Origin of the sequence: Nonomuraea antri, from assembly GCF_013283785.1 — a bacterium.
GTDB classification, from domain to species: Bacteria; Actinomycetota; Actinomycetes; order Streptosporangiales; family Streptosporangiaceae; genus Nonomuraea; species Nonomuraea antri.
Map to the genome: position 1 here is coordinate 11849 of NZ_JABCPZ010000056.1, position 13607 is coordinate 25455.

Annotated in this window: 12 protein-coding genes; 2 read left to right on the plus strand and 10 right to left on the minus strand. The window is 70.5% G+C overall.

From position 1 onward, the window contains the following. Window positions 1–52 precede the first annotated feature (52 nt). Window positions 53–1549 (minus strand): alkaline phosphatase PhoX, encoded by a 1497-nt coding sequence (locus HII36_RS20070; protein WP_173524759.1) that lies wholly within the window; start codon window positions 1547–1549, stop codon window positions 53–55. Between the two features lie 182 nt (window positions 1550–1731). Here HII36_RS20070 and HII36_RS20075 point away from each other — a divergent pair, with 182 nt between their 5' ends. Further along, entirely contained in the window at window positions 1732–3123 is a 1392-nt protein-coding gene (locus HII36_RS20075; protein ID WP_173524760.1) for a hypothetical protein, read from the plus strand. A gap of 48 nt (window positions 3124–3171) precedes the next feature. Here the strand turns inward: HII36_RS20075 and HII36_RS20080 are convergent, their stop codons facing one another. The 3 genes from HII36_RS20080 to HII36_RS20090 form a co-directional block, all read right to left on the minus strand. After that, complete coding sequence (locus tag HII36_RS20080) at window positions 3172–3783, minus strand: hypothetical protein (RefSeq protein ID WP_236003671.1); 612 nt, start codon at window positions 3781–3783, stop codon at window positions 3172–3174. A gap of 102 nt (window positions 3784–3885) precedes the next feature. Continuing rightward, window positions 3886–5433 (minus strand): M64 family metallopeptidase, encoded by a 1548-nt coding sequence (locus HII36_RS20085; protein WP_173524761.1) that lies wholly within the window; start codon window positions 5431–5433, stop codon window positions 3886–3888. A gap of 319 nt (window positions 5434–5752) precedes the next feature. Next, window positions 5753–6610 carry a polysaccharide deacetylase family protein gene (locus tag HII36_RS20090; protein ID WP_173524762.1) on the minus strand — a complete coding sequence of 286 codons (858 nt, stop codon included), beginning with the start codon at window positions 6608–6610 and terminating at the stop codon, window positions 5753–5755. Between the two features lie 318 nt (window positions 6611–6928). On the opposite strand from HII36_RS20090, the gene HII36_RS20095 reads away from it, so the two are divergent. Then, complete coding sequence (locus HII36_RS20095; RefSeq protein WP_173524763.1) at window positions 6929–7291, plus strand: nuclear transport factor 2 family protein; 363 nt, start codon at window positions 6929–6931, stop codon at window positions 7289–7291. Window positions 7292–7560: 269 nt separating this feature from the next. Here the strand turns inward: HII36_RS20095 and HII36_RS20100 are convergent, their stop codons facing one another. The 6 genes from HII36_RS20100 to HII36_RS20130 all read right to left on the minus strand — a co-directional run bounded on the left by HII36_RS20100 (window position 7561) and on the right by HII36_RS20130 (window position 13581). Further along, window positions 7561–8205 carry a response regulator gene (locus HII36_RS20100; RefSeq protein WP_173524764.1) on the minus strand — a complete coding sequence of 215 codons (645 nt, stop codon included), beginning with the start codon at window positions 8203–8205 and terminating at the stop codon, window positions 7561–7563. Then, window positions 8198–9673 carry a sensor histidine kinase gene (locus tag HII36_RS20105; RefSeq protein ID WP_236003672.1) on the minus strand — a complete coding sequence of 492 codons (1476 nt, stop codon included), beginning with the start codon at window positions 9671–9673 and terminating at the stop codon, window positions 8198–8200. The genes HII36_RS20100 and HII36_RS20105 overlap by 8 nt, the downstream gene beginning before the upstream one ends. Window positions 9674–9676: 3 nt before the next feature. After that, window positions 9677–10372: an ABC transporter permease gene (locus HII36_RS20110; RefSeq protein ID WP_173524765.1), complete on the minus strand. Its 696-nt coding sequence runs from the start codon at window positions 10370–10372 to the stop codon at window positions 9677–9679. 152 nt (window positions 10373–10524) lie between these two features. After that, window positions 10525–11418, minus strand: a complete 894-nt coding sequence (locus HII36_RS20115) for an ABC transporter ATP-binding protein (protein ID WP_173524766.1) — start codon at window positions 11416–11418, stop codon at window positions 10525–10527. Between the two features lie 328 nt (window positions 11419–11746). After that, the gene (locus HII36_RS20120; RefSeq protein WP_236003673.1) at window positions 11747–12745 is read right to left on the minus strand and encodes a phosphotransferase enzyme family protein; all 999 of its coding nucleotides are present in this window, start codon (window positions 12743–12745) and stop codon (window positions 11747–11749) included. 5 nt (window positions 12746–12750) lie between these two features. Then, window positions 12751–13581: a hypothetical protein gene (locus HII36_RS20130; RefSeq protein WP_173524767.1), complete on the minus strand. Its 831-nt coding sequence runs from the start codon at window positions 13579–13581 to the stop codon at window positions 12751–12753. Window positions 13582–13607 lie beyond the last annotated feature (26 nt).

Genomic DNA, 13607 nt, shown 5'->3' on the forward strand with positions numbered 1-13607 from the left:
GGCCCGTCCGCGTCAGGGCCCGCCCTGGGGAAACCCCCGGCCTGCCGGAAAGCTACAGCGGACCCCGGTGCCAGGGGCCGCGGATGGCGTACGTGCGGCCCGGCGGGTCGAGCGCGGCCGTGCTGCCGAGCTGGTTGACGAACAGGGTCGAGCCGTCCGGGCTGAAGCAGGCCCCGGCGAACTCGCTGTCGTCGGCGATGTTGACCGCGAACTCGAACGGCTGCCCGCGCCGCGGGTCCAGCCCGATCAGCCGGTTGACGTTCTCCAGCCCGGGCGCCAGCGGGTGCGGGTCGGCGTCGGCGTCTGAGGAGTCGTCCTCGCACAGGACGATGCCGCCGCGCGGGGTGAAGGTCAGGTTGTCGGGCGAGTCGAGCTCCTTGCGCCCTGGAGACTCGTAGACCAGGACCAGCGTGCCGCCGTCGCGCCGGCTCGGGAGGTACTGCCAGACCTGGCCGTAGCCCTCCACGAAGCCGTCGGCGTTGGGCGGGTCGCCGTTCTTGGCGTCGCCGCCGCTGGTGGAGTTGAAGAAGATCGAGCCGTCGCCGTACCAGCAGCCCTCCAGGCGGTTGAACTTGGCGCCGCCCTTGGCCAGGCCCTGCTTGGTGCAGGTGAGCGCGCCGCCCTCCAGGTCGGGGTCGGGGTCGTCGATGCGTACCCATTCGACGGGCAGGCGGACGCCCATCGTCTGGCCCTCGCGGCAGTCGTAGCCGCTGACGCCGCGGATCTTGAGCATTTCCAGTACGCCGCCGGCCGCGAGGTTGCGGGGGTCGTGCGGGCGGAAGCGGTAGAAGCCGTCGGGTTTGCCGGAGTCGTCCTCGGTCTCGTACACGTAGCCGGTTCGCGGGTCCACGGCGACGGCCTCGTGCGAGAAGCGTCCCATGGCGGTGAGCGGCTGCGACGGCGCCGGATTTCCCGGCGACGGGCCGTCGAGCGGCACCTCGAAGATGTAGCCGTGCTTGCGCTGCCAGCCCTGGTTCGGCCCGGCGGTCGTCTCCTCGCAGGTCAGCCAGCCGCGCCTGCCGAGCATCTGGCCGCCGGCGCAGTTGACGATGGTGCCGTTCAGGCTGACGAAGTGCCGGATCACCTCGCCGCTGCGCAGGTCCACCTCCAGCGTGGTGGTGCCGGCGACGCCGAGTTCGTCGTAGCGCCGCGAGCCTTCGACGTGCACCCGGCCGACCGGGGAACCGGGGGTGGTGCGTACCTCGTGGTTGCGGATCAGTCTGGCGGTGTGGCGGCGGGTGCCGTGGAAGGCGGCCATGCCGTCGTGCGCGATCGGCGTCGCGACACCGTCGCTCATGGGCGTGCCGGTCTTGCCGAGCACGACGTAGGAGAACCCGGCGGGCAGGGCGAGCAGTTCCTCGCCGGTGTTCCTGGTCGGCATGCGGCGCAGCGGGCCGTAGCCCACCTGGTGCGACTCCGCGACGGGACGGCCCTGGTCCGCCCACGCGGCGTGCGCGGTCAGGGTCTGGACGGCGACGCCGCTGGCCAGCACGCCACCGGCGGTGGCGAGGCCACGGCCGAGGAAGGAACGTCGATCAAGCTCGGTCATGTGCTTTCCCTCGCATACTTGGACCTGTTGTCTGAACATGCGGTGAACCGGACCTTACGTCAGACTAAACGGCTTCCCGGCGGCTGAGGGGACCCATTTGTGCAGCCTTGATCGACTTCTCCGTTTTGTGCCCGCTAAGGTGAGGCGCCCCGAACCCCCCGGCTGCTCACTGGAATGGTGTCGTGCATCGTCATCGGTCAGGCTTCCTCGCCGTGCTCGCCGCGGCGGCCTATGCCGTAATGCTCCTGGCCACCGCGGGAATCGCGCTGGCCCGCGACGACCTCAGGGCCCTGTGGCGGCTGACGCTCTTCTACGACCTGGACGAGGCCGACTCGGACGGCTGGCTCACGTCCCTGTTCCTGCAGGAGATCCAGGATTCGCCGTCCTGGCCGCGGGTGGCCGTCCTGGTCGCCGTGGGCGGCCTGTTCGCCTGGGCGCTCTGGCAGATCCTGCGCGGCCCTGAGTCCGGGCCCAGGCCGCCGGCCGGCCGGGGCGTGCGGCTGCTGCGCTGGACCCTGTACGCGCAGGTCGCGATCTGGCTCGTGTACGTCGTCCTGCCGATCTGGCCCTGGTGGGCGGTGGTGCTCGAACTGCTCCTGGTGATCGCGGCCGTGGTGGCCTTTCACCGGGTGCTCGGCCCGATCCTGGGCGCCGGCGGGCTCGCGCTGTTCGCCGGACTGACGGGCGGCGTGCTCACGCTGGCGAGCGAGGTGTTCGACGCGCTCGACTGGCGGGCCGCCGAGCGCCTGGTCGACTCCAGCCGGGTGGCTTCCTGGGCGACGCTGATCTGGACCGTCCTGGTGCTGGCGGGCCAGTGGGGCGACGGCCGCTGGCGCCGCTCGACCGTCGGGTACGGGATCGCCGTGCTGGCCGCGCCGGTCGGGCTCGCGATCGTGGGCATTCCGCTGCGCAACGTGGGCGGTGTCGGGTTCGTCTACGGGGAGGCGGTAACCGCGTCCGCCGCCATCCTGACGATGGTCTGGATCGCCCGTTCCGCCCACGACCTCGCCGACTCGGACAGCCGCCAGGCCCCGCCGCGCCCGGCGCCGCTGCCGCTGCCCGCCCGGCCGCTCGCGCTCGCCGTGACGGCCTGGTCGTCGGTGGCGGCCCGGGTGGCCGCGTGCGTGCTCCCGGTCGTGCCCGGCCTGGTCAATCTGGCCCATGACCGGGTGTCGTGGCTCACGCCGCGCCGGTTCGAGGAGGACCTGCCGGGTCTCTGGTGGGCCGTCGAGGTCGCCGCCGGGCTCGGCGGTGCGGCGGTGCTGGTGCTGGTCGCGGCGCATCGCGGGACCAGGCGTACGTTCCTGGCGGCCGTGACCGCGCTGCTGGTGACCGCCGCGGCCGGGCTCGCCGGCACGGCGCTGCTGATCGCCGGCTCGTCGCGCCGGGAGACGGACGACGGGGGCTTTTCGTTGAACGCGCATTCCGTCCAGGAGATGTTCGTGAGCGGGCCGGAACCGGTTGTGTCTCCGCTCTGGTTGACCGCCGCCTGCCTTGCCTCGGCCGCGCTCCTGTGGTGGGCCAGGACGGTTCGCGCCGTGCCGCTCGACCACGGTCACAGGCTGCCGGCCTGATCCTTGTGGCTCAGACCGAGCAGGACGTCTCAGACGGAGCAGGACGACTCACACTGAATACACGGCGACAAGGCCGACGACGATGCCGGTGAGTGAGACGACGGTCAGCACCCCGCCCGTGATCGCCGCCACCCGCAACTGCCGCCTGGTGGCCCAAGAGGTCCAGTAGAGGAGCACGTACGGCAGGAAACCGAGCCCGCCGAGACAGAAGAACGGCAGGATGAGCGTGCTGAGCACGCCGCGCGCCCCCGCCAGCGCCGCCCGGTCGCCCTCGGGCGTGAGCTGGGCCGTCACCCGGTCGCCCGCCTCGAGATCGGCGGGCGCGGACACCTGGACGGGACCACCGCCGCCCCGCGGCACGAAGACGCCCTCGCAGTCGTAACGCCCCCGGCCGAGCGCCACGCACGACTCGACCGTGAGCGTGCCCGGCGTGCCGACGGCCCCGGCCGCGAGCTGGATCCACGGCACCGAGAACGGCAGCGGCACCAGGCACGTCCCCGCCCACATCAGCACGATCAGCACCCGGCCGAACCAGCCGGGGCCGCGCCTGGCGGGAGCGGTGGCCGTCGCGGCGGGCCGCCGGGTGCCGCTCGGCATGCGGATGGGCCCGGCCTCCCTGCGACGCGGTCTGGTGGTGCCTTTGCGGCGGCCTTTCCTCATGGCCACCACGATGCCGGTCCCCACTTGGACCCGACTGGAGACCGGCGTGGAGACCGATCGGGACGCCCGCCCCCGGCTTCCCGGGGGCGGGCGTCCGCTGGATCAGTTGCAGGGGTTTCCGTTGATCTTGCAGTTGGTGATGCCGGGGAAGTTGCCCGGAGCGCCGCCCAGGCCGAACGTCACGGTCTGACCCGGGTTGATCGAGCCGTTGTACGACTTGTTGGTGAAGGTGTAGTGGGTGCCGGTCTGGGTGCGGTTGGCGTCCCACGTGCTGTTGATGGAGAAGCCCGCGGGCACGTCGAACTCGACCGTCCACGAGGTCACCGCGGTGGAGCCGGCCTTGACGGCCACGCTCGCCTCGAAGCCCGTGCCCCAGTCGAACGTCTTGGTGAACGTCGCCGTGGGGTTGGTCGGGCTGGTCTGACCGACGCCCCAGGTGAGCGTCTGCGTCAGGTCCGGCTTGAAGATCGGGTTGCGGACCATCGGCGTCGAGTCGGTGACCGTGGCCTTCAGCGCGAAGCTGCTCTTGCCGGTCGAGGTGAAGTCGGCCGGGGTGAGCGTCTTCTTGCCGTCCCAGGCGGGCACGTCCACGTTGTCGACCTGCCACTTGATGGTCAGCGGCACGTCCACCGTCTGCAGGGTGAGCGACTGGGCCGGGTTGTGAGTGCCGCCGCTCGGCGTGGAGGCCGAGTCCACCGGGTCGGCCTCGGTGTAGAACGACTGCACCAGCTTCTCCCGGTTGACCAGGCTGAACTCCCGGCCCAGGTTACGCATCAGCGAGTCCTGGCTGGGGCGCCAGATGCCCAGCCGGCTGTACTTGGCGCCTTCGAACGCGCCGATGACGCCGCCGTCCGGGGTGGTCTCGCCCAGCCACACGCCCCACTTGGCGCCTGTCGAGTTGATGGTGACGTTGACCTCGGTGGGCTCGTCGGTCGACGGGTACTGCTCCGGGCCGTCGTAGTCGTACTCGTCGGCCAGGTCACCCTGGGAGTGGCCGAGCTCGTGCAGGACGACCTCCCTGGAGGAGGGGTTGCGCGAGAACGTGCCGACGTCGTCGGTGTAGTAGCCGGCGCCGCCGTACTTGGAGCTGTTGGCCTGCACCAGGAGCTGGTCGGCGCCGGGCACCAGCGCGCTGGCGTACTCCCAGGCCTTGGCGGTGTCCACGCAGAGCAGGCGCTCGGTGTTGCCGCACCAGTACGTCATGGCCAGCGGGCTGTCCACGTGGACGTCCGCGGTCGGGTCGCCGCTCACGCCCGACTGCGGCGAATCGATCTCGACGCGCCAGACGTTGAACAGCTTGCGGTACGTCTTGTACGGCTCCCGCTCCACCATCGTGGCCCAGGCGGCGTCGATCTCCGTGCCGTACGCGGTCTGTTCGGCCGCGGTGTAACCGTCGCCGAGGAACACCAGGTCGATGCGGTTCTCACTGGGGCCGTTGATCTCCACCTGCTTCAGCCTGGACGGAGCGGCGGCCAGCGACTTGGGGACCTTGGGCAGGTCGGCGGGGTCCACTTCGACGTGCTTGATCGTCCCGTCGGGGGAGAAGACCTCGTGGGGGACGTCGGGCTTGGTCGGCTCGGCCAGCGCGGGCGCCGATACGAGCGCCACGGACATCGTGGCCGCGGCGAATGCAGCGGCTAACGCACGCACGTTCAATTGATCCTCCCTGTCGGTGAACACGGAGGATGAGAAGGGGGCCCCCGGGATTCCAGGCTTGTTCCGGCCTGGAAACTCCCATCCCTTATGGCGATCGTATGCGGCGCATCAGGCATACGCGCAAGCGTTTTTCGGGGGATATCCGGTGTCCGGCGGGTGGCGGGCGAGAAAAGCCCGAGCTGAACGGGGACGTTTTCGTAGCGTGACCTTCTGGGGCGATTTTCCGCACCATTTGGGCCCCCGGTCGCGTAAACGCATGTGTGCGAGTCGGGCTCGTAATACGCGAGCCGGGGAATTGCTCGACTACCGAGGGTCAGCAGGCGCCGAGGTCGGTCCAGACCCACCAGGCCGACGCCGGGTTCTCCAGCTGGGTCCACCAGCGTGCCTGGTACACCCGGCCGTCCCGCGAGACCCGCTTGCCCTCGACGTAGACCGTGTGCGCCTGCCAATCGGGTGCGGTGCACATCGGCGGGTAGGGCCCGCCGGTCACCGCGGGCAGGTCGAACTTCCAGCCCGCCTGCTGCCACTGGGGCAGCACCTGCTCGTAGGCGGCCAGCGTGGGACCCCGGTCGCCGCCGCCGTCGTGCGACAGTGCCACGGCGGTCGGGTGGAGCTGGGTGTTGAGCCGCTCGGCGAGCACCGCGCTCGGCGAACCATCCCAGTCGGCCGGGTCCATGTTCCAGGCCAGCGCGGTCATGCCGAGGCTCGCGGCCACCTGCGGGGTGGCGCCCCAGCCGCCGTACGGGGCGCGGAAGTAGCGGATGGGCAGGTCCGGGTCGCCGGCGGCGGTGCGGATGGCGTCGTTGGTGGCGGTCAGGTCGGACCGAATCTCCTCCGGGGTCCGATCGGCCAGGTAGTCGTGGTTGAAGCTGTGGTTGCACAGGGCGTGGCCCTCGGCGACGATGCGTCGTACCAGGTCGGGATGGGCCTTGGCCTGGCTGCCGAGCAAACAGAACGTCGCGCGTATCCGCCGGCCGCGCAGCAGGTCGAGCACCTTGGGCGTCCAGGCGGGCGAGGGGCCGTCGTCGAAGGTGAGCGCGACCACCTGACCGCCGGTCCGCGTGGTCTGGACGATCTCGCCGGTCGGGCCGGCGGTGTCGGCCTGGGCGGGTGCGGCCATGGTGAGGGTCAGTGCCGTGATGACGCCGGACGCGAGTATGCGAAGTCGCATGGAAGAGCCTTTCGATGGGGGGAGTCGAGGCACTTCTAATAGGAAAGCTTCCTAAATATAAGCTCGTGCCCCGCACTCTGGCCAGGTGCTCTTCCGGCGGCGGGCGCCACGGGTCCTTCGGCGCCCTCCCGCGAACGCCGGCGTCGCCGCCCGTCCGCGCGCCCACCTGGCACGATGCGTCCCGCCGCGGCCGAAGAATGGCCCGCTCGTTTTTCTATTCGCGATTTTCTGGCCGCTGAATAAGACGGGGGTTGCATGTCGCCGGTAATTACGTATCGTCCCCAGCAGAGATTCCGTTTACCCCGAGGAGTGAATGGCATGTCCGATGACGCGGCACGGCACGTTTTTCAGAAGGTCGACTCGTTCGACCCGGAGGAATTCGTCCGGCTTCTGGCCGACGACGCCAGGCTGGTGTTCGGCAACGGCGAGCCCTTGGTGGGACACGAGGCCGTCACCGCCTTGCTGCGGGCCTTCTACGCCACCATCGCCGGTCTCCGGCACCGCATCGTCAGGACCTGGCAGGCCGGCGCCGACATCATCGCCGAGACCGAGGTGACCTGTCGGCGGCTCGATGGCAAGGACGTCAGTGTCGCGGCGGTGACGATCTGGCAGACCCGGGACGACGGGCTGATCTCCGACTACCGGATCTTCGTCGACCTGGCCCCGGTCTACGCGACCTGAGACGGGCGGGGTCAGCCATCGTCCCCTGGGCGTGTCGTCCCCCTGAGCGTGTGGCCCCCTGAGCGTGTCGTCGCCGTCGGGTCGGGCGTCGCGTCGGGTATCGGGCGTCGCGTCGGGTTCGGGCGTCGCGTCCGGCGTCCGGCGTCCGGCGTCCGGCGTCTGGTGTTGGGTCGGGCGTCGGGCGTCAGATGTCGCGTCGGGCGTCGGGCGTCAGGCGTCGCGTTGGGCTCGGGCGTCGCGTCTGGTCGGGCGTCGGGTCGGCTGTCGGCTCAGGTGTCGTCTCCCAGGGTGAGCAGGCCGCGGCGGAAGGCGGTGGCGACGGCGGCCGCGCGGTCGTTGACGCCCAGTTTGGCGTAGATGTGCAGGACGTGGCTCTTGACCGTGGCCTCGCTGATGAACAGACGCCCGGCGGCCTCGCGGTTGGTCGCGCCGTCCGCGATCAGCCTGAGCACCTCCAATTCCCGCTCGCTCAGCGTGTCGGCCGGCGTGCGGACCTGGGTGAGCAGCCGGGTGGCGACCGACGGTGAGAGCACGGCCGCGCCGCGCGCCGCCGTGCGCACGGCCTGGACGAGTTCGTCGCGGCCGGTGTCCTTGAGCAGGTAGCCGGTGGCCCCGGCCTCGATGGCGGGCAGCACGTCCCGGTCGGTGTCGTAGGTGGTGAGCACCAGGACGCGGGCCGGGACACCGACCCTGGCCAGCTCCTTGATCGCGGAGACGCCGTCCATCCTGGGCATGCGCAGGTCCATGAGGACCACGTCGGGGTTCGACACCCGCGCGAGCTCGACGGCCTGCGCGCCGTCGCCGGCCTCGCCGACCACCTCGAAGTCCGGGTCGCCGGTGAACATGCCCTTGATCCCGTCGCGAACGATCGGGTGGTCGTCGACGATCAGCAGCCGGATCGGGCGCTCAGCCACGTGCCACCGCCGGGAGGCTCGCCGAGATGGCGGTGCCCGCGCCGGGCTCGGACTCGATCTCCAGCGTGCCCGCCAGCCGGTCCACGCGCTTGCGCATGGCGGTCAGGCCGAAGGCCGTCAGCTTGGGGTCGAATCCGACGCCGTCGTCGCGTACGTCCAAAGTGATCACGTCCTCCATGTACGACAGGGTCAGCCCGACCCGTTCGGCCTGGGCGTGCTTGGCCGCGTTGGCCAGGGCTTCCTGCGCGGTGCGCAGCAACGTCTCCTCGACCTCCGGATGCAGAGGCCGGACCGGTCCGGTGACGGTGAGGTCCGCTCGTGTGCCGTTCAGCTCACGCCACTGGGCGACGATCTCCGTCAGGGCCTCGGGCAGTGGCGCCGACTCAAGCTGGCCGGGCCCCACCGCGTTCACCGAGCGCCTGGCCTCGGCCAGGCTCTCGCGTGCCAACCGTATCGCCAGATCCACGTGCCGCTGCCAGTCCTCGCCCCGCTTGGCCGCCTGGAGCTGGGTGACGATGCCGGTTAAGCCCTGAGCGAGGGTGTCGTGGATCTCGGCCGCCATGCGCTGGCGCTCGTCCAGCACGCCGGCCTCTCTCGCCTGCACCAGGAGCTGCGCCTGGAGTCCCGCGTTCTCGCGCATGGCCTCTTCGAGCCGCGTCACCATCCGCTTGCGCTCGGCGCTCCGCTCGGCGGTGATCTCGCCGACGAAGCTGAACATGCCGACCGCGGCCACGATCGCGCCGGTGAAGAACAGGAAGGTGAGGACGGCTGACGGGGTGGGCTCCGGCAGCCCGCCGCCGTAGGCCGCGACGCTGATCGCCGCCGTGGCGGTCACCCCGGCGAAACGCCACTTGCCTGTCAGGTACTGCCAGGAGTGCAGGTAACCGGTGAAACCGAAGAAGCTGGCGAACCACATTCCCTGCGTGCAGAGCGCGCCGATCAGGACCACCAGCCCGGTCACGTAGAGCCCGCCACGCGGAACCGCCGGCCGGGCCCGGCGGAGCGCACTGCCCGGCACCACCGGCTCGGCCGCCTGGGGCACGCTGCCCGGCTTGGCCGCCTGGGGCGGGCTTTGCGGTTCGGTGGCTTGAGGTGCGCTGCCGGGCTCGGCCGCCTGGGGTGGGCCTTGCGGTTCGGTGGCTTGAGGTGCGCTGCCGGGCTCGGCCGCCTGGGGTGGGCCTTGCGGTTCGGTGGCTTGAGGTGCGCTGCCCGGCTTGGTGGCCTGGGGTGCGCTGCCCGGCTCGCCGGCTTGGGGTGCGCCGTGCGGGTCCACCTGATCGGCCGCCTGGGGTACGCCGCGGGGCACCAGCCACAACCATGCCGCGGCGAGCACGGCCAGGCCGATCGTGATCCCCGGATGGCCACCGGTGAGCAGGGACAGGACCGTGGAGATCAGCAGCAGCACGTACGGAGCGGCCGCCATCTGGCGCTCCAGTAATCGTTCCCAGCGGTCGAGCCTGCCGGTCATTCCTTACTCCCAGCGGAAGAACTTGGCCGCGGTGGCGCTGATGACCAGGGCGTAGGCGGCCATCACGCCGAGCAGCAGCGGGCTGGGAACACTGCCCGCCCAGACCTCCCGCAGGCTCTGCCCGAAAGCACCCAGAGGGGTGTACGTCCCAATCGCGGCCACCATATCGGGCATCTGGTCGGTCGGCTGAATCAGCCCCGCGAGATAGGCCATCGGGAAGTACAGCAGCACCCCGAGACCGTTGGCGGCCCGGCCGTTCGGCGCCAGAGCGGCCACGAGCAGGCCGATCGCGAACATACTCGCCGTACCGAGGAGGAACGTGAGCACCCCGGGCAGCACCAGGCTGGGCAGGTGGGCGCCGAGCACACTGCCCGCGACCGCCATCAGTAACCCGCAGGCCGCCACCGCGAGCACGAACTGCAACAGCAACTGCACCGCCAGCAGGCTCCCCGGACGGACCGGCGTGGTCGACAACCTGCGCAGGATGCCGCGTTCGCGGTAGGTGGCCAGGGTGGTCGGCAGCAGGTACAGGCCGACCAGGCCCACGGCGATGGCCAGCGCCATCGGCAGCAGCACGGTGTCGCCGGGCTCGATCGAGCTGCCGAAGACGACCAGGATGAACAGCGGGATGAGCAGCGAGAACAGCGCGCCGGGTTCGCGGGTCAGCAGTTTGGTCTCGACCAGGGCGAGCTTCATCATGATCAGGTTCCTTTGTGTGGGGGGCGGGCGTGCGTACTGAACGTGCACGCGCGCGCGTCAGGTTGAGCGGTCGGCCAGCCGGGGACGGTGAGATGCGTGCGGGTCAGCCAGCCGGTCGGCCGGTCGGGGTGGATGAGACGGACGCGTGCGGGTCAGTCGAGGGGGCGGCCGGTGAGGGCGGTGAACGCGTCCTCCAGCGTGCGCTTGTCGATGCGCAGGTCGCTGACCAGCACCTGGTGGCGGGCCAGATGCGCGGTTACTGCGGTGGCGAAGTCGCCCCGGCCCGTGACCACCACCCGGTCGCCCGTCCTGGTCACGTCGCTGACCCCCGGCACCCCGCTCAGGTCGGTCAGCTCGCCGGCCATCAGCCTGAACCGCATCCGGTGCTCGCCGCCGGCCAGCCCCGACGGCGTGTCGACCGCCACCACCTTGCCGTGGTTGAGCACCGCCACGCGGTCGCACAGCTCCTCCACCTCGTCCATGAAGTGGCTGACCAGCACCACGGTCACGCCGCTCGCCCGCACCTGCTTGATCAGCTCCCACGTGGTACGGCGGGCCTGCGGGTCGAGCCCGGTGGTCAGCTCGTCGAGAAACGCCACGCGCGGGTTGCCCACCAGCGCCAGCGCGATGAACAGCCGCTGCTTCTGGCCACCGGACAACTTGCCGAACCGGGCGTTGCGTTTGTCGGCCAGCCCCCACTCGACCAGCAGCTCCCGCCAGTCACGGGACTCGGCGTAGAAGGAGGCGTACAGATCGAGCGCCTCCCAGACCTTCAGGTTCTCCGGCAACTGGGTCTGCTGGAGCTGGACGCCGATCTGCTCGCGGAGCTTGCGGCCGTCCTTGGCCGGGTCGAGCCCGAGCACCCTGATCGTCCCGCTGTCGGGACGGCGCAGGCCCTCCACGCACTCCACCGTGGTGGTCTTGCCGGTGCCGTTCGGGCCGAGGATGCCGAAGATCTCGCCCTCCTCCACCGAGAACGACACGCCGTCCAGGACCGTCTGGCCCGCGTAGCCCTTGCGGAGATCAGTGACTTCGATGACTGCCATGCCTCAAGCATGGTTTTTGCGCGGCCGCGGCGAATCGACCCGCCGGCCATGATCGGCGGTGCGAGCTGCTGATCCTCGAATCAACCGAACGGTGGATGGTGCCGACCGGGGTCAGTGTGATGCATTGGCGGGAAGGGGCCAGACGTCGGCCGGGATCAGGGTGATGTATCGGCGGGGAGGAGCTGGGCGCTGGCCAGGATCAGGGTGATGCATCGTCCAGGAGGAGCTGGGCGCTGGCCGGGATCAGGGTGATGCATCCGCCAGGAGGAGCTGGGCGCCGGCCAGGATCAGCCTGACGCGTCCGCCCGGAGTCGGGTGTCGGCCGGATTCAGTGGGATGCGTCCGCCCGGAGTTGGCTGAGCCATTCCGCGGCCAGCAGACGGCCGTTCGGGAGCTGGTCGCCGCGATCCCAGCGCCAGGAGGTGATCATCGCCAGCGTCAGCATCCGGCACTCGCGCAGCAGCTCGTGATCGACGCCCGGGTAGTGCCGGGCGACCTCCTCCGGCGCGTGGGCGAGGTCGAACTCGACCGGTCCGCGGCACACCGTCTCGAAGTCGATGAACAGCGGCCCCTGCGCAGTGCTGAGCAGGTTGCCCGGATGCGGCTCACCGTGCAGCAACTGCTCGGCGCCGCCACGCTCGCCGATCACCCGTCTCGTACGGCGCAACGTGTCGCCGAGCAGCTCGCGGTCGGCGTCCGCGAGCTCCGGCGTACGGTCGCGGTCCGCGACGAGCCGCTGAGCCCGCTCGACCCGATCCGTGAAGTGCTGCGCGGGGACGTCGACCGTACGCATACCGGCATGCAGCCGCGCGAGCGCGTCGGCGTACTCGACCGGCGAGACCTCGTGAGACGTCACCGGCGCGTAGTAGGTCCACAACGTGACCACGAAGCCGGCGCGCTCATGGACGCCCGGCTCCACCCGGGGATCGAGCACGCCCACCGGACACCCAGACTCGGCCAGCCGCTGGGCGAGCCCGACCTCGAACCACGCGGCCGACTGCGGTGCGGCCTCGTCCTCGATCCACGCGGCCGACTGTGGAGCGGCTTCGTCCTCGATCCACGTGGCCGGCTTCGGTGCGGCCTCGTCCTCGATCCGCGCGGAGGACTGCGGTGCGCGCTCGTCCTCGTTCCACTCAACCGACTGCGGGGCGGGCTCATCCTCGACCCGCGCGACGGGCACCACCCGGGCCAGGACGTCACAAGGCAGCAGCCGCAAGGTGAGCGCGTTCGAGTTGTGCAGCACGATCGCGTTGTCGGCCATCAGCCCGAGTGACGCGGCGATCGACCTGGCCGCCGCCTCCGCCCGCGCGATTTCCGCCATCCGCATACCGCCTACTCCTCGCCGTCGAGGTCTTCGGCTCGGATGACCTGATCGTCCGGGGGAGGAGTGATGTCCGTCTTCGCGCCCCAGCCGGTGAACAGCGTGTCCATGACATGCGTCTCCAGCAGTTCGCTCACGCCGGAGGGCAGCGAGCGCGAGCGATACGAACTCCACACGCGGCGGGTCAGCTGGTCGCTCCCGACCCAGATTCGCCAGGAGACTTCGCGCTTCGCGTCCTTGGCCGTGGGCTTGCCCCCATTGTTCCGCGGGGAGGCCGCGTAGAGCTCACCGAAAGTGATCGTGCCTTCGTACAGGGTGGTACGCGTGCCGTCGTACACGCCGGCCGGTCGCTTCACCTTGGCCTTGGCGAGCACGGCTCTCAGCACGGCCGGCTCCGTGACCCTGATCGGCCCGTTCGCCGTCGGGACGAACTCCTTCCCCTCCTCCAGCACCCAGCGCTTGCCCTCCGGCAGCCGCTGGTTCTTGTCCTGCATGTAGTGGCGGCCGGGGAAGGTGAGATAGCGAAAGGCGCCGTTGCCGGCGTGCTTGTTGCCCCCGCGGTACCTGGTGTCGGTCGCGACGACCTTGCCCTTGCCGAATTCGACCAGCTTCTTGTACAGGTACACGTAGTGGATGTCATCCCCGACGTACCCCCTGGTCCAGCGGTCGGACACGGTCACGCCGCGATGCTCGACGAGCTGCCGCTCGAGCGCCCGCACCGCGTGGGAGACGTCGCCGGCCGAGCCGTACACGGGAGCACCGTGCGCGGGGGCATCGGCCACCGCGCTCGTGATCGTGATCATCAAGCTGACCAGCACAGTGGTGGCGGCGCGGCGCTTCATGGCTGATCCTCCCGCATCGTGACGAC